Source organism: Micromonospora trifolii, from assembly GCF_050516465.1.
GTDB classification, from domain to species: Bacteria; Actinomycetota; Actinomycetes; order Mycobacteriales; family Micromonosporaceae; genus Micromonospora; species Micromonospora trifolii.
Genome location: NZ_CP191526.1, coordinates 5,954,047 through 5,969,313 on the forward strand (window position 1 = coordinate 5,954,047; position 15,267 = coordinate 5,969,313).

A 15,267-nucleotide genomic window follows, 5' to 3' on the forward strand; every position below is an offset into this window, starting at 1 on the left:
CATGCCGGAGCGTATCGATTTCCCCGCTCTCATCGCCGGCCACACCGTCGTGATCGAGATGATCAATTCTGGTGACGCTGGCCTGCCGGTCCTCACCCAACTGCTCAGGGTGGCCCAGCCGGCGCTCGGCGCGACCGGGATGGCGTTCGTCGAGTTCGGTCCGACCGGCGGTCGCGTCATCGCCGCGACCGGCGCGGCGGAGTGGGCCCTCGGCCGACCACTGGCGGTCGACGACCCGGACACCGTCTGCCTGCTCTCCGGGCCACGGGTACGCCAGGCGCGGGTGAGCGACCTCAACGGCAAGCTGGCCGGCGAACTGGCTGGCAGCGGCCTGCGCCGGATGGTGGTCTCCCGGGCCGAGATCGGCGGTCACACCGTCGGCAGCCTGCACGCGCTCTATCCGGGCGATGACGAGCCGGGCGCCGAGCAGCAGGGGGTCATCGCCTACCTCGCGTCCTGCGTCGGGCACATGTACGGCGACCAGAGTGGCCTGCCGGTGCACGGCGACGGCCCGGTGGTGGCGGCCCTCGCCGACGGGCTGGCCGTCGTCGACCGGGACGGGCACGTCCGGCTCTGGAACCCGGCCGCCGCCCAGGTCACCGGCCGGACGGTCGAGCAGGCGCTGAGCCGCCCGTTGCCGTTCCCGCTGCCGCCCTCCGGGCAGGTTCGGGACCACCGGATGCCGGACGGCCGCTGGCTGCGGATCACCTCCGGCGACCTGCCCGGCCCAGGCACGCTACGGGTGGTCACCTTCCGCGACATCACCGACCAGCAGCGCCGCGACCACGACCGCGAGCTGTTCGTCGCGGTGACCAGCCACGAGCTGCGCACCCCGGTCACCGTCATCAAGGGGTACGCGGACACCCTCACCGACCACTGGGAGTCGCTGACCGACGTCGACCGACGGCAGGCGGCCCGGGTGATCGGGCAACGCGCCAACGAGCTGGCCCGGCTGGTCGACCGTCTGCTCAGCTCGGCGGCCGAGGTGGGGCCGGGCGACGACCCTCCCACCCCGTTCGACCTCGGTGAGGCGCTGCGCTCCGCCGTCGTCGACCTGCCGGCGGAGCTGCGCCGCCGGCTGGTGCTCCGCCTCCCGAGCGATCTGCCCAAGGCGCTCGGTCACCGGCCCAGCCTGTCCACCGTGCTGACCGAGTTGACGACCAACGCCGGTAAGTACTCGGCACCTGGTTCTCCCATCGAGATCACCGCCTCGGGCGACGGTCATCTGGTGGCCTTCCGGGTCAGCGACCAGGGCATCGGCATCCGGCCCGAGCACGTGGAACGGGCGTTCGACCGGTTCTGGCAGGGCGAGTCCGGCGACCGTCGCGGCTACCCGGGGGCCGGGCTCGGCCTCTATCTCGTCCGCCGGATCGTTGAACAGCAGAATGGATGGGTATCCCTACGTCCGAGGACCGGCGGCGGTACGGTCGCAGAGGTGCGGCTACCACGCGGTTGACCAGGGGTGGCGCGACGTGGAGGCGACGGTGGCAGCGGCAACGAGGGATCGAGCCTGGTGCGTGGTGGTTTCCCACCACCCGGGCGGGGCGCGGCTGGCCCGACACCGGCTCGCCGCCGAGTTGGCGGACGTCGTACCCCCGACGCTCCTCGCGGACCTGATCGCGGTGCTCGCGGAGCTGGTGGGCAACGCGGTGCGGCACGCCAGACCGCTGCCCGGCGGCGTGATCCGGGTTGCCTGGCAGCTACGGCCCTCGGATGAGGGCGCACTGATCCAGCTACGGGTCACCGACGGCGGCAGCGCAAGCACCGGGCCACGGCTCCGGACGGCCAGCCCGGACGCCGCGGACGGGCGCGGGCTGCACATCGTGGCCGGCCTGGCCACCCGCTGGGGCGTCGAGCAGGACGGCATGGGCCAGCGCGTCTGGGCGGAGTTCGACGCGGTGCCGACACCCCGACCCGACCTGGTGCCGGCGGGCTGAGGCCGGCTCGGGCGGGTCCCGGCCACGGCGAGCCGCCCGGGGCTCTAGGCTGTGACGCCGTGAGTAAGCGTCGAAAGAGCCAGCGCACCGCCGCCGACACCACCCCCCGTCGCGACAAGGTGCGGGACGTCTTCGTGCCGCGTCCGTTCGACGGGCTGGTCGACGAGTCCGAGTGGATCGCGCTGCGCGAGCTGGTGCCCGCCGCCTCCGCCCCGCTGCGGCTGGCGCCCGCCCTGGTCGAGGAGTTCGGCGACCGGACGGCGACGCTCGCCACGGTGCTGCCGATGGCCGCCCCGGCGATCACCAAGCCGGACGGACGGGTGCTGATCGGTCTCCAGCGCCACCAGCAGTCCGGTGACGTGTCCCGTGATCTGGCCGACGCGTTGCTCAGCGCGCTGCGTGCCGAGCCGGGGGGCCAGGTGGCCGTGCCGCCACTGCCCGGCCCCGGGCCCCGGCTCCAGGACATCCTCGTGGACGGTCCACTGGACATCACCATGCACGACGGTTTCGACTTCTGGCTCGACCCCGGGGCCGCCGAGGATCCGACCGTCCAGGCGTCGCTGGAGCGGGCTAACGCGGCCATCTACCCGACGGTCCGGCTGACCGCGGCGAAGGCCGCGTACTGGTGTCAGGTCCCGGAGAAGGCCCACGTGCGGTGGGTGCTGCCGGAGGACGAGGACGCCGCCCTGGACGCGCTGGCCCGACTCGGCGCGGCCGGCACGCTGACGCTCGGCGAGCAGACCAAGTTCGCCGGCATGTTCCGCGCGCACGGTCGACTCGTGCCGGTCTGGGACCTGCCGGAGGAGACCCCGGCGGCCGAGTGGGAGGAGCCGGTGGCGCAGTTCGCCAAGCGGTACGCCGAGGCGCTCACCGTCACCGACCCACTCGACGCCGCCGGCCGCCGGGCCCGTCAGGGGCTGCTCGGCCGCCAGCTCACCCTGCGCTGAGCCGGGGCGGTCGTCCCGCTCAGCCGGCCGGCGGGTGCGGTCGTCCCGTTCAGTGGGTGACGGGCCGGTCGCGTGCTCAGCCGGCGACGGGTAGCGGGTCGCGGGTGATCGGACAGGACATGCAGCGCGGTCCGCCCCGACCGGAGCCCAGCTCGGAGCCGGCGATCGGGATCACCTCGATGCCGGCCCGCTCCAGTTGGGCGTTGGTCTCCGTGTTGCGCTCGTAGCCGACGCAGAGCCGGGGGGCCAGCGCGAGGGTGTTGTTGCCGTCATCCCACTGCTCGCGTTCCGCGGTGACCGGATCCAGCCCGGTGTCGATGACCCGGAGCAGGTCGAGGTCCATCGCGTCGGCGGCGGCGCGCAGGAACGGCGCCGGCCCGTCCACCCGCGGGTCCTCGCCGTCCCCGCCGGCGATCACCGTGTACGCGGACAGCGTGCTCGCGATGTTGGGATACATCAGGACGGCGTCCACGTCGACCATCGTGCACACGGTGTCCAGGTGCATGGTGGCGCGTTTCTGCGCGATCGGCACCACCAGGATGGTGTGGGCCAGGCCGGCGGCGAAGACCTGCCGGCCGAGGCGCTCGGCGCCGGCCGGGGTCGTCCGCTCGCCCACCCCGACCGCCAGCACCCCGGGCGCGAGCAGCAGCACGTCCCCGCCCTCCAGGTGCTCGAGGCTGGGGCGGTAGACGAACTCGGTGCCGGCGAACCGGGGGTGGTGGCGGTAGATGGCGTCGGTCAGGGTGGTCTCGCGGCGGCGGGCCGGCATGGCCAGGCTGGTGACACCGACCCGGTCGCCGATCCACAGCGACGAGTCGCGGGTGAAGAGCAGGTTGGGCAACGGGTCGATGACGAAGTCGTGTCGGTCCATCAGCGTGTAGACCAGTCCACCCGGTCGCTCGGAGCTGATCCGCAACTCCTCGTGGGCCAGCCCGGCGGTGAGCACGTCGGCCAGGGCGGCCGGGTCCAGGTAGGAGAGGTGGTCGGCGACGCGGGCGCGCAGGGTGTCGCCGAGCCGCCGGGAGCGCAGCACCTGCTCGGTGAGTTCGGCCCGGGCGTCCGCGACGGCCAGCGTCTCGGCCAGCAGGGTGGCCAGGTAGAGCACTTCGACGCCGCGCTCGCGCAGGGCGGCGGCGAACGCGTCGTGCTCCTCCTGGGCGCGCCCCACCCAGGGGATCGCGTCGAACAGGAGCGAGTCGTTGTTGCGTGGGGTGAGCCGGGCCAGTTCGGGGCCGGGCCGGTGCAGCAGTACGGTGCCGAGCCGCCCGACTTCACTGTCGACGTAGTGGGTCACTCCCGCAGCGTAGGGCAGGGTTTAGCGGCATCCGAGAAAAGAACTGTGGATGAATATGGCATTCATCCACAGTCACTCCGGCGCTCCGGCTTGCCGAACACCGGTAGTGGCAACGTAGGGTAGTGAGGACATAACTTCGAGGGACCTTTTGCCGGAGGTCGCGATGACTGTCTTTCCCGCACGACGAGCCGTACCGTCCGCTCGGGCACTGCCGCCCGTCGCGGTGCCACACCCCCGCGTCGAGGCGCCGGGGGTTCTCGAACCGGTCCGTCCGACACCGCTCGAATGGGCCCGCCGCCGTCGGGCCGAGCGCGGTGCACGCCGCCTCGAGGCGGCCGGGGCACGGGCGTTGGGCCAACTCGACCACCTCGGGCCTGCCTGGCATGTGATCGAGTGGCCGCGCACCGACGTGACAGACGTCCTCGACCGCGGTCAGGACGAGCGAGCCGGGTTCCTCGCCATCGGGCCGAGTGGCCTCTTCGCCGTGACCATCGCCGACCACGGCCGGGCCAGAGTGCTCGTCGCCGGAGACGTGGTGCAGATCAACGGCAAGCGGCCCCCGTACGTGGCCGAGTCCCGCCGGGACGCCAAGCGGGCCAGCAAGGCCCTCTCCGACGCGGTGGGGCTACCCGTTCCGGTGACACCGGTGCTGACCTTCGTCGGCTCGGGCGTGATCAGCGTCTACGGCCTTCCGAAGGACTGCCTGATGGCCACACACCGGGAACTGGACCGGCTACTCGTGGCCGGCGGCAGCCGGATCAGCCCCGCCACCGCCGAGAAGCTTTCCCGGGTCGCGCAGCACCCGGGCACCTGGCTGAACGGCACGTACCGTCCAACTGCCGACTACCGGTGGTACGACGAGGGCCGAACGGCCGCTGACAAGCCGGCCCACCGCCGGTAACGTCACCGGCGACGCCACGCGGCTCCGGTCCCCCCGTTCACCTCACCGGTCTCCGCGCCGTCACCGGTCGCCTCGGTTCACGCTGCGCGCCCCGGTGACCCGGTGCGCTCGGTGATTCCGTCGGCGACCCGCTAGCGTGGACAGTCGATCGGTGCACATAGGAGGCGCGGTGGCCCACGTCGAACTTTCGCTCTCGGAAGCGTTCGTGCCGGCGGCGCGGGCCTCGACAGAGCCGGAGTCCGACAATGTCGGCCAATGGTCGTCGACAGTCTCCAGGGCCGATGAGCCGTGTCTGCTGATCGACGCCGACACCCGGGTGGTGGCGATCTCCACGGCCGGCTGTGAGCTGCTCTGCCTCGGTGAGCCGGCCGGGCTGATCGGGCGACCGTTGCTCGATGGCGGGCTCCGCCTGCTCGACTTCACCGCCAACCGGGGCGAGCTGACCGAAGCCGAGATCGACAAGATCCCGCCCCTGCTGGCGCTCTCCTCCGGCCGACTCGCCCGTGGGCTAATCCGGGTGCAGGCCGCCTCGGCGAACAGCTCCGACGCGACAGTTGACGCGATCTCCACCCCGGTGCTCACCGACGGCACCGTCGCCGGCTCACTCACCTTCTTCTTCGAGGTCTGACCTGCGGCGCAGTGTGTCCTTCGCCGCACGCGGCGTTGCCGGGGTGGGCCCGCACGAAGGCCGTAGGGTGCCCTCATGCTCGATATCGCTCTGCTGCCGGGGGAATACGCTGTGTGCCGGTTGGCCGCCGGCACCACCCTGCCGTACGCGCTGTCGAGCGGGCTGCGCGGCGCGGACGTGGTGACGGTGAGCTGGACTTCCGACGGGATCTCCGTGATCTGCCCGACCGACCGGGCGCCGGCACATGCCGTGGTGGAGACGACCTGGCGCTGCCTACGGGTCACCGCTCCGGTGGCACCGGCCGGCACCGGCAGCCTGGCCGCGCTGGTCGACCCGCTCGCCGAGGCACGGGTCAGCGCCGTCACGTTCTCCACGTTCGACACCGACTACCTGCTGGTGCCGACCGTCCGGCTGACCGAGGGCACGGCCGCGCTCCAGCGCGCCGGGCACCGCGTCACCGGCTGACCTTCACCCGACCGGCCGCTCACCCTACGATGGGCTCGGCCACCCCGGCCGCGACGAATTCTCCGATGTCCCGAGGATCGGCCCGTGCCGTTCACCCCACCCCCGCCCGCGTCCCCCTCACCGCGGTCGACGATTCACACCCCGCCGGCGACTCCTGACCGGGCAGCCGATCGCGTTTCTGCGCCGAGCATCGCCCGAGTCCTGCCGATGGCGCTCGCCGTCGCGGCGCTGGCCGGCTGTGGCGCCCCACCCGGGCTGGGGGAGCCGACCAGCGTGCCCACCCACACCGCGGCCCCGACACCGTCCGGTCCGAGCACCGCACCGGCCACGCCGCCGACCACCGTGCCGTCTCTCGGTACTGTCACGCCCACCCCGGACGCCGGGTTGGTCGCGACGGCCTGCCGCAACGGGCCGACCGGGCAGCGGGTGCTGCAACTGTTGCGCGGCCGGGCCGGAGTGCTGCCGGCGAACGTCCGGGTCCAGGTCCGCACCGGGCCGCTCTGCGCCGGCGACTGGCAGTTCACCGTGCTGACGGTGACCGGGCACGAGGAACTCCAGGTGGTCACCCGGGGCGAGCCCGGTTCGCCGGTGCTGGTCACCGCCGGCACGGACGTCTGCACCATCGAGGTACGCGCCACCAGCCCGGCCGGGATCCGCGCCCTCGCCTGCGACGCCGGCCCGGCCAACGGGCCGGGTGCGTAGGCTGATCGTCATGCCGGGAACACCGCCGACACGTTTCGTCTTCCTCGGGCCGGAGGGCACCTTCGCCGAGCAGGCCCTGCGCTCCATCCCCGCCGCCGAGCGCGGCACCCGTACGCCCGCCCGCAGCGTCGGAGAGGCGCTGGACAGCGTCCGCGCCGGCGACGCCGACGCCGCGCTGGTGCCACTGGAGAACTCGATCGGTGGCGCAGTGGGCGTCACGCTGGACGAGATGGCGGAGGGCGAGCCGCTGGTGATCACCCGGGAGGTGATCCTGTCGGTGGAGTTCGTGCTCGCCGCGCGGCCCGACACCTCGCTGACCTCGATCCGCACCGTGGCGGCCCATCCACAGGCGTCCACCCAGTGCCGGGGCTGGTTGCGCGACCACCTGCCCGACGCCGTGGTGGTCGACGTGCTCTCCAACGGCGCGGCCGCCGCCGGCGCCGGCACGGGCGAGTACGACGCGGCGATCTGCGCACCGATCGGAGCCTCCCGGCACCGACTCACCACACTCGCCGACAAGATCGCCGACCACCCCGACGCGGTGACCCGGTTCGCGCTGGTGTCCCGCCCCGGGCCGCCACCGCCGCCGACCGGTGACGACCTCACCTCGCTCGCGGTCTACATCGCCCACGACCGGGTCGGCGCGCTGCTGTCCGTGCTGATGGAGTTGGCCGTCCGCGGGGTCAACCTGACCCGGATCGAATCCCGTCCGACCGGCGAGGCGCTGGGCCGCTACGTCTTCTTCCTGGACTGCACCGGCCACGTGGCCGACGTACGCCTGGGCGAGGCGTTGCAGGGGCTCCGAAGGGTCTGTGCCGACGTCCGCTTCCTGGGCTCCTATCCCCGGCACCGGTGGGCCGAGGCGGGCGAACGCCCGGTGCCCGCGCCAGCGGGCCTCTCCGACGTCGACTACGCCGACGCGGCGGCCTGGCTGACCCGCCTGCGTACCGGTGAGTTGACCTGACCGGCGCGGTGCGCCCCCAGGAGAACGGGGGCGCCCGCGCCACTGCGGTCACCTCGACAGATCAGGTGCGCCCAGCGCCACTGCCGATCAGCTCAGCAGACCGCCGAGCAGACCGCCCTCCTGCTGCTGCTGACCACTGCCCAGGACCGGCGGCTCCTCGGACGGCTGCACCACCACGAAGCCCTGACCGGCGAAGCTCATGGTGAACGACTCACCGGTGCGGCGCCCGAGCAGTGTGCCGAGGCCGAGCTGCTCGGCCCGGTGGTAGCCGGTCTGGAGATTGGCCGACCAGCAGACCGCTGCCTGCGGGTCGACGTACGTCGGGGCGTCCACGTTGAGCACGACCGGGGTGCCCTTGGTGGTGATGGCGATCCGCCCGTAGCCGCTGAACACACAGTTGAAGAGGCCGGACGAGGACGCCATCCCGGCGCCGCCGACCATCCTGATGTCGTACTGGAGGGTGGAGTCGAAGGCGAGCACGCTGGAGCCGTTGATGGAGAGGGCGTCGCCCGGCTCCAGGTCGACGATGTGCACGTCCTTGGCCAGCTCGGCGAGGAAGACGTCACCCTGGCCGGAGACCTTCATCAGCGGAACGCCCTCGCCGGTGAGCTTCTGCTTGAGGAACTTGCCGAGCCCGCCCGAACCCAACGCCTGGAACTGCACATTCCCCTGGTAGGCGACCATCGACCCGACCCGGGCCATCGCCTCGCCGTTGAGCTCGATCTTCAACATCTTGGAGTTCTGCAACCGCATGCCGGGCTGCGCGGACTCCTTCTCCAGATTCTCCGCGGAGAACAGCTCGCTGCGCATGAAAGGGCCTCCTGAATAGGGTCGAGTTCGCTGCACCGACGGTAGGCGACCTCGGCAAGCACCAGCCATCGGCCGGGCGGCGCGGCGCGGCCGTATTGCGCGGGCGGGCGTCGAGCGGCGGGGCTCAGCCCCAGCCGAGCGCGTGCAACCGCGCGTCGTCGATGCCGAAGTGGTGGGCGATCTCATGCACCACTGTCACCGCCACCTCGTCGATGACGTCCTCATCGTTGTCGCAGATCCGCAGGATCGGACGGCGGTAGATGAAGATCCGGTCGGGCAGCACGCCGGAGTAGTCCCAACCGCGCTCGGTGAGCGCATGCCCCTCGTAGAGGCCGAGCAGGTCGACCTCTCCCGGTGGTGGGTCGTCCTCGACCAGGATCACCACGTTGTTCATCAGGCCGAGTAGTTCTTCGGGCACCTCGTCGAGGGCTTCGCCGACCAACTCCTCGAAGCGCTCACGGCTCATCTCCACCGGCACCTCGCCCATTGTGCCCGACGCGGGGGCACGCGGCCCGGTCCTGCTGGACGGCCGTGGCCGTCATCCGCACATGCACGGAAGAAGCGACCACCCGGGACCGGGCGGAGGCTCCTTCCGTGGACGTACGGTGTGGGCCGGCTGGCTCAGGCAGCCAGGCGGGCGTTGAGGGTGATCTCGGCGCCCGGCGAGAGCAGGCGGGAGATCGGGCAGTTGGCCTTGGCGGCCTCGGCGAGCTTCTGGAACTCCGCGTCGTCGATCCCCGGGACCTGACCGACCGTCTCCAGGTCGATCCGGGTCACGGTCATGCCGGCGTCGGTCTTGTCCAGGTGCACCTTGGCGGTGGTCTCGACCGAGGTGGCCGTCGAGCCCGCGTCGGCAAGCGCCTTGGAGAACGCCATCGAGAAGCAGCCGGCGTGCGCGGCGGCGATCAGCTCCTCGGGGTTGGTGCCCTCACCCTCCTCGAAGCGCGACTTGAAGGAGTAGTTGCCGGACAGGCCGCCCTTACCGGTGCGGATGGTGCCCGCGCCCTCGGTGAGATTGCCCTGCCATTGTGCTGAAGCGGTACGGATAGGCATGGGGCAAACGCTAGCGGAAAGGCGACCGCCGAGCGACAGACCGGCGCGCTCGCCAGCCCTGCGATCCCTGTCACCACCAGCTTGCTGTGCCATGATGCGACCCAGGTCCGTGACCGGCGGAAGGGTGGCCGATGTCCGAGGAGCTTCCAATCCCGCGGCAGGGCGACCGATCCGAGGCCCCCGCGGTGATCGAGTGGGGTGCCGACGACCCGGCCCCGCGACGCCGCTTCGCCTGGTCCCTGGCCGATCTCGCGCAGGATCCTCGGCTGCCCCTACTGCTCGCCGGTCTGGGCGCGGTGGCCGCGATCGCCTCGCTGGTCGGTGAGTGGCTGGTGATGAACCTGCCGAACGGCGGGCCCGAGGGAAACGCGACGATCAAGGTGCCCGCCGGGGTGTCCGATGTCGGTGGCTTCGGGGTCGGCTATCTGGTCGGGCTTCTCGTTCTCGTCTGCACCGTGGCGCTGTCGTTGCGCGGCACGGCGGCCGTGCGGCCGAACGCCCGGCTGGCCGGTCTCACCCTGGCCGGTGCCCTGCTGGCGCTGCTGGTGGCCGCCACGGCCAGCCTCGACAACCCCGGTCAGCGAAACTTCTTCTACTCGCCCCAGGACGGCTTCCAGGTCGAGTACGGCCGTGGGCTGGTGATGGCGTTCGTCGCCTGTGTGCTGTTCGCGGCCGCCCTGCGGCTGGCGCCCGCCGCACCCCCCGGCACGTTCGCCGGGCCACCAGACGATGACCGGCCCGCCGACGCGCCAGCACCACGACCCCGGCGCCGCCGCCGCGACCCCGACCCGGTCGACGACGGCCTACCCGCCCCAGCCGACCTGACGGTCACCCCCGCCGCCCCCTTCGCCCGCCCCGACCCCCAGCCCTAACCCCCCAGCCCCACCCCACCCCACCCCCTCGCCGCGTCGATCTTGCAGTTGCTGTCCCGACATCTGGCGCATAACACGCAGATCGGCAACCGGACGTGCAAGATCGCGCGGGTAGGTGGGGGCAGCGCGCGGGGGACATCTTGCGGGTGCCCGGGGTTGGCGTCCGATTCGCCTGGAAGCCATGGATGCGACCCGTTCCGCGAGGTACGGTTGCTGCCCGCCGTCACGCCGGGAGTCGGTTTCCCTGACGCTGGCGGTGCGACGGCGGCGGGCGAAGGAGGAACGATGACCCGCCCGGGACTGCCCAAGTTGATCGCGACCGACCTCGACGGGACGCTGGTCCGCAGCGATGACACCGTCTCCGCGTACACCCATGGGGTGCTCGACCGGGTGCGCGCCGCCGGAATTCCGGTGGTCGGCGCGACCGGACGCGGCCCTCGGTTGACCGAGTTGACCCGCAACGACATCCGGGCCGCCGACTTCCTGGTGATGGCCGGCGGCGGCCGGGTGGTCGACCAGAGCGACCCGAGCGGCCCGGTGGTGCTCCGCGACGAGCGGCTGCCCGCCGAGGTGCTGGCCCGGCTCCTCGCCGACCTGGAGGCGGAGGTCGGCCCGCTGACCGTGATGGTCGAGGCGTCCGACGAGCACGACGCCCCGCTGTGGGGCGACTACCACGAGAGCTGGCCCTACCAGGACCGCTTCGAGGCGCGCACTCGCGACGAGTGCCTCGCCTGCGACGTGATCAAGGCGTTCGCCCGGACCGCCGACCACCACGTGGACGAGCTGCTGGCGGTGGCCCGCCGGATCGTCTCGCCGCAGGTCGCCACGCTCACCCAGGCCGGGCTCGGCTTCATCGAGATCTGCCCGCCCGGCGTGGACAAGGCGACCGGGCTGACCGTGGTGGCGCAGACGCTCGGGGTCGACCCGGCCGATGTGCTGGTCTTCGGTGACATGCCCAACGACCTGCCGATGTTCGAGTGGGCCGGCTGGTCGCGGGTGGCCGTGGCCAACGCGCACCCCGCGCTGCGCGCCGTCGCCGACGAGGTGACCTTGCGCAACGACGACGACGGGGTGGCGGTGTATCTGGACCGGCTACTGTCCCGGTAATGGGAGACACGCCCCGCCTCATCGCCACCGACATCGACGGCACGCTGATCCGCGACGACCACTCCGTCAGCCCACGCACCGCCGACCTGCTCGCGCGGATCTCCGCGCGAGGCACGCCGGTCGTCCTGGTCACCGGCCGTCCGGTCCGCTGGCTCAAGATGGTGTACGACCAGCTCGCCCGACCGCTGCCGGCGGTCTGCGCCAACGGCGCCGTGGTCTACGACCCGTTCGAGGACGAGGTGGTGCGGGCTGACCCGCTCGCCCCGCACCACTTGGCCGAGGTGGCCCGGAGGCTACGGGCCGAGGTGCCCGGGATCAGCTTCGCCGTGGAGATCCTGGACAGCCGGGAGATGCGGCACGAGGCGCACTACCCACTGCGCTGGGACGCCGACGCCAACGGCATCCGGCCGATCGAGACCCCTGAGGAGCTGCTGTCGGTCCCGGCGGTGAAGCTCCTCGCCCGAGCCGGCGAGCAGGACCCGGATGCCTTCGCCGAGTTGATCGCCACGGCGGTGGCGGGGCTGGCCGAGGCCACGCACTCGTCGTCCTCGGGGCTGGTGGAGATCTCCGCGGCCGGGGTGACCAAGGCGGCGGGGCTGGCCTGGTACTGCGACCAGCTGGGGGTGGCCGCGGCGGACGTGCTGGCCTTCGGCGACATGCCCAACGACGTGCCGATGCTGACCTGGGCCGGGCGCGGCGTGGCGGTGGCCAACGCGCACCGCGCCGTCCTGGCGGTCGCCGATGACGTGACGACGGCGAACACCGAGGACGGCGTGGCGGCGTACCTGGAGAAGATCTTCGGGGTGGACTGAGGTCAGAGGTACTGACCGGTGTTGTGACCCTCACCGGCGCCCGGCTGGCCGATGCCCGGCATCCCGGGGACGACCCCACCGGGGCCACTGGGCAGCGCCTGCCGGCCACCGCGCATCTGCTCCAGCTGCACCCGGGCGGCCATCTGTTGGGCCACCAGGGCCGCCTGGATGCCGTGGAACAGGCCCTCCAGCCAGCCGACGAGCTGGGCGTGCGCGATCCGCAGCTCGCCCTCGCTGGGGGCCTTGTCCTCGGCGAAGGGCAGCGAGATGCGCTCCAGCTCGTCGCGCAGCTCGGGGGCGAGGCCCTCCTTGAGCTCGACGATCGACCGCTCGTGGATCTCCCGCATCCGGTTGCGGCTGGCGTCGTCGAGAGGCGCGGCCTTCACCTCCTCCAGCAACTGCTTGATCATGCTGCCGATCCGCATCACCTTGGCCGGCTGTTCGACCAGGCGGGTCGGGTCCTCACCCTGGCCCTCGTCGGTCTGCATCGTGCCGATCGGCCGGCCGTCCGGACCAACCACCACCACGGTGCCGGAGTGGCCGGAGTCGTCGGGGCCAGGCTCGTCGTTCTGTCCAGCGGAGCGCGCTTCGGTCATGGGGTCCATCTTTACCCAGCGGGCGCGAGCCATGCCGGCCGGGACCGACTACCGGGGCCGAACCACCCGGGCGGGGCGCGCTACCGTCGCGCCATGCCTGTCGACCCGCGCGCCGTGCTGACCCGGCCCGCACCGGAGCCCGACCGGACGGTGGCGTACGGGGACCACCCGGATCAGGTGGCCGATCTGCGCCTCCCAACCGGAACCGGGCCGGCCCGGCCACTGGTTGTCGTTCTGCACGGCGGCTTCTGGCGGGCCGAGTACGACCGGCGGCACACCGGCCCGCTGGCCGCAGCCCTCGCCGCGGACGGCTACCCGGTGGCACAGCTGGAATACCGCCGCACCGGGCAGCCCGGAGGCGGCTGGCCGGGCACCCTGACCGACGTACTGACCGGGGTGGCCGAGCTGCCCGTGCTGGCCGCCGAGGCGCTGCCCGGCCGGGTGAGCCGGGCCGCGCCGATCCTGGTCGGGCACTCCGCCGGCGGCCACCTGGCGCTGTACGCGGCTGCCACCGCCCCGGCGACGGTAGGCGGGGTGCTCGCCCTGGCCCCGGTGGCCGATCTGGGCGAGGCGTACCGGCGAGATCTGGATTCGGGCGCGGTCGCCGCGCTGCTCGGCGGCGGCCCGGCGCAGGTCCCGGACCGGTACGCGGCCGCGGATCCACGGATGTTGGTACCGATACGGACACGGACAGTAGTTATTCATGGCTCGGACGATCATCAGGTCCCGGTGGAGATGAGCCGGGATTTCGTCGCGGAGGCGTGTGCCGCAGGTTCCGATATTTCCCTTGTTGAACTGCCCGGATGCGAGCATTTCGGGCTGATCGACCCGGATTCCGTCGCCTGGTCTCAGGTCCTCGCTGTGTTGCGGTCCCTGCACGATGATCACTAGCCATTGACGCAGCGTCGCGGACCAGGTAGAACGCCGGAGGGGCGGTGTTCGGCCCTGTAACGCTTCCTTGGAAGGAACTCGGTGTCGCAGATGAATCGCAGGCGGGCGCTCCAACTGTTGGCCGCGCTCGGTACCACCGGGTTCGTCGCCGCGTGTGGCTCAGATAGTGACGCCGAGCCGACCGCCGACCGGGGCCCGATCAAGATCGGTTTGATCACGCCGCAGGCTGGTGGTTTCAAGAGCATCGGCGACGACATCACCAATGGCTTCCAGCTCTTCCTCGACCTGCACGACCAGCGGCTGGGCGGCCACCCGGTGGAGCTGTTGACCGCCGACGAGGGCGACACCGCGAAGACCGGCAAGGCTGCCGTCGAGGGCCTGCTCAAGCAGGGCGTGCTGGCGCTCACCGGCGTGGTCAACTCGGCGGTGATGGTCGGCATCCGGGACACCGTGGAGCAGGCCAGGGTCCCGCTGATCGGCTCCAACGCCTCACCGAGCAGCCTGCAGAGCGTCTTCTACATCTGGAGGACCTCGTACGTGCTCGACGAGGCTGGCCGAGCGCTGGGCCGCTACCTGCGCGACCAGTTGCCGGCGAACGGCCGCGTCGCGATCATCATGCCGGAGAACGTCGGCAGCCCGGACGTGGTCCGCGGCTTCCGGCAGGAGTTCGGCACGACCGACCCGCGGATCGGCGACCCGGTGACCTACACCAACGCCACCTCCAACCCCGGCAAGACGACGTACGCCTCGGACATCACCAAGGCGCTGGCCAAGAAGCCCACCGCGGTCTTCTGCTTCTTCGCCGGGGCGGCCGCGGTGGAGTTCATCAAGCAGCTGCGCGAGAAGTTCGCCGGGCCGATCTACGCACCCGGCTTCCTCACCGAGGGCACCGTGCTGGAGAACTTGAAGGACAACGCGCTGGGCATCCAGACCGCGCTGAACTACTCGGCCGACCTGAACAACACCTCCAACCGGGTCTTCGCCTCGGCGTACCGCAAGAAGTACCAGGTCACCCCCACCACGTACGCCATGGCGTCGTACGACGCGGCGCAGGTGCTCGACCAGGCCATCCAGCTGACCGGCGGGAAGCCCACGCCGCAGCAGGTCAACCTGGCCCTGGGCAAGATCGGCCAGATCGACAGCCCGCGCGGCATCTGGCAGTTCAACCAGCCGCGTACCCCGCAGCAGAAGTGGTACCTGCGCGAGGTGCAGCGCGACGGTCAGGTCATGTCGAACGTGCTGATCAACGAGCTGGCCACGCTGGGCTGAACGCCCACCCGGAGCACGA

The 15,267-nt window shown here is 71.8% G+C and carries 18 protein-coding genes; 13 read left to right on the forward strand and 5 right to left on the reverse strand.

Annotation, left to right across the window (positions count from 1 at the left end; translation table 11 throughout):
* Position 1 precedes the first annotated feature (1 nt).
* The 3 genes from ACQRWP_RS27710 to ACQRWP_RS27720 all read left to right on the forward strand — a co-directional run bounded on the left by ACQRWP_RS27710 (position 2) and on the right by ACQRWP_RS27720 (position 2,884).
* Positions 2 to 1,456, forward strand: a complete 1,455-nt coding sequence (locus ACQRWP_RS27710; protein WP_430498916.1) for an ATP-binding protein — start codon at positions 2 to 4, stop codon at positions 1,454 to 1,456.
* A gap of 61 nt (positions 1,457 to 1,517) precedes the next feature.
* Positions 1,518 to 1,937 (forward strand): ATP-binding protein, encoded by a 420-nt coding sequence (locus ACQRWP_RS27715; protein ID WP_430503308.1) that lies wholly within the window; start codon positions 1,518 to 1,520, stop codon positions 1,935 to 1,937.
* A gap of 59 nt (positions 1,938 to 1,996) precedes the next feature.
* Positions 1,997 to 2,884 carry a DUF5926 family protein gene (locus ACQRWP_RS27720; RefSeq protein ID WP_430498918.1) on the forward strand — a complete coding sequence of 296 codons (888 nt, stop codon included), beginning with the start codon at positions 1,997 to 1,999 and terminating at the stop codon, positions 2,882 to 2,884.
* A gap of 76 nt (positions 2,885 to 2,960) precedes the next feature.
* Here ACQRWP_RS27720 and ACQRWP_RS27725 read toward each other — a convergent pair whose 3' ends face one another.
* Positions 2,961 to 4,178, reverse strand: a complete 1,218-nt coding sequence (locus ACQRWP_RS27725; RefSeq protein WP_091396783.1) for an arginine deiminase — start codon at positions 4,176 to 4,178, stop codon at positions 2,961 to 2,963.
* Between the two features lie 163 nt (positions 4,179 to 4,341).
* Between ACQRWP_RS27725 and ACQRWP_RS27730 the strand changes: the two genes are divergently transcribed.
* The 5 genes from ACQRWP_RS27730 to pheA all read left to right on the forward strand — a co-directional run bounded on the left by ACQRWP_RS27730 (position 4,342) and on the right by pheA (position 7,838).
* Positions 4,342 to 5,079 (forward strand): hypothetical protein, encoded by a 738-nt coding sequence (locus ACQRWP_RS27730; RefSeq protein ID WP_430498921.1) that lies wholly within the window; start codon positions 4,342 to 4,344, stop codon positions 5,077 to 5,079.
* 169 nt (positions 5,080 to 5,248) lie between these two features.
* Positions 5,249 to 5,707: a hypothetical protein gene (locus ACQRWP_RS27735; protein WP_430498923.1), complete on the forward strand. Its 459-nt coding sequence runs from the start codon at positions 5,249 to 5,251 to the stop codon at positions 5,705 to 5,707.
* Between the two features lie 75 nt (positions 5,708 to 5,782).
* A complete protein-coding gene (locus ACQRWP_RS27740; protein WP_430498925.1) occupies positions 5,783 to 6,172 on the forward strand; it encodes an ACT domain-containing protein in 390 nt (129 codons plus the stop codon).
* A 207-nt stretch (positions 6,173 to 6,379) separates the two neighbouring features.
* Positions 6,380 to 6,874: a hypothetical protein gene (locus ACQRWP_RS27745; RefSeq protein ID WP_430498927.1), complete on the forward strand. Its 495-nt coding sequence runs from the start codon at positions 6,380 to 6,382 to the stop codon at positions 6,872 to 6,874.
* Between the two features lie 10 nt (positions 6,875 to 6,884).
* Positions 6,885 to 7,838 (forward strand): prephenate dehydratase, encoded by a 954-nt coding sequence (gene pheA / locus ACQRWP_RS27750; protein ID WP_430498929.1) that lies wholly within the window; start codon positions 6,885 to 6,887, stop codon positions 7,836 to 7,838.
* A gap of 87 nt (positions 7,839 to 7,925) precedes the next feature.
* Here pheA and ACQRWP_RS27755 read toward each other — a convergent pair whose 3' ends face one another.
* The 3 genes from ACQRWP_RS27755 to ACQRWP_RS27765 form a co-directional block, all read right to left on the reverse strand.
* Entirely contained in the window at positions 7,926 to 8,648 is a 723-nt protein-coding gene (locus ACQRWP_RS27755) for an AIM24 family protein (protein WP_430498931.1), read from the reverse strand.
* Positions 8,649 to 8,772: 124 nt separating this feature from the next.
* Complete coding sequence (locus ACQRWP_RS27760; RefSeq protein WP_196924705.1) at positions 8,773 to 9,120, reverse strand: metallopeptidase family protein; 348 nt, start codon at positions 9,118 to 9,120, stop codon at positions 8,773 to 8,775.
* A 149-nt stretch (positions 9,121 to 9,269) separates the two neighbouring features.
* Positions 9,270 to 9,701 carry an OsmC family protein gene (locus ACQRWP_RS27765; RefSeq protein ID WP_091396762.1) on the reverse strand — a complete coding sequence of 144 codons (432 nt, stop codon included), beginning with the start codon at positions 9,699 to 9,701 and terminating at the stop codon, positions 9,270 to 9,272.
* A 131-nt stretch (positions 9,702 to 9,832) separates the two neighbouring features.
* Between ACQRWP_RS27765 and ACQRWP_RS27770 the strand changes: the two genes are divergently transcribed.
* The 3 genes from ACQRWP_RS27770 to ACQRWP_RS27780 all read left to right on the forward strand — a co-directional run bounded on the left by ACQRWP_RS27770 (position 9,833) and on the right by ACQRWP_RS27780 (position 12,492).
* Positions 9,833 to 10,573, forward strand: a complete 741-nt coding sequence (locus ACQRWP_RS27770) for a hypothetical protein (protein WP_430498933.1) — start codon at positions 9,833 to 9,835, stop codon at positions 10,571 to 10,573.
* 285 nt (positions 10,574 to 10,858) lie between these two features.
* Entirely contained in the window at positions 10,859 to 11,680 is an 822-nt protein-coding gene (locus tag ACQRWP_RS27775) for an HAD family hydrolase (RefSeq protein WP_430498935.1), read from the forward strand.
* Positions 11,680 to 12,492 (forward strand): HAD family hydrolase, encoded by an 813-nt coding sequence (locus ACQRWP_RS27780; protein WP_430498937.1) that lies wholly within the window; start codon positions 11,680 to 11,682, stop codon positions 12,490 to 12,492. The genes ACQRWP_RS27775 and ACQRWP_RS27780 overlap by 1 nt, the downstream gene beginning before the upstream one ends.
* Positions 12,493 to 12,494: 2 nt before the next feature.
* On the opposite strand, the gene ACQRWP_RS27785 is transcribed toward ACQRWP_RS27780, so the two are convergent.
* The gene (locus tag ACQRWP_RS27785; RefSeq protein WP_238661813.1) at positions 12,495 to 13,097 is read right to left on the reverse strand and encodes a bacterial proteasome activator family protein; all 603 of its coding nucleotides are present in this window, start codon (positions 13,095 to 13,097) and stop codon (positions 12,495 to 12,497) included.
* An 84-nt stretch (positions 13,098 to 13,181) separates the two neighbouring features.
* Here ACQRWP_RS27785 and ACQRWP_RS27790 point away from each other — a divergent pair, with 84 nt between their 5' ends.
* Complete coding sequence (locus ACQRWP_RS27790) at positions 13,182 to 13,979, forward strand: alpha/beta hydrolase family protein (RefSeq protein WP_430498939.1); 798 nt, start codon at positions 13,182 to 13,184, stop codon at positions 13,977 to 13,979.
* Positions 13,980 to 14,060: 81 nt separating this feature from the next.
* The gene (locus ACQRWP_RS27795) at positions 14,061 to 15,248 is read left to right on the forward strand and encodes an ABC transporter substrate-binding protein (RefSeq protein WP_430498941.1); all 1,188 of its coding nucleotides are present in this window, start codon (positions 14,061 to 14,063) and stop codon (positions 15,246 to 15,248) included.
* Positions 15,249 to 15,267: the final 19 nt, after the last annotated feature.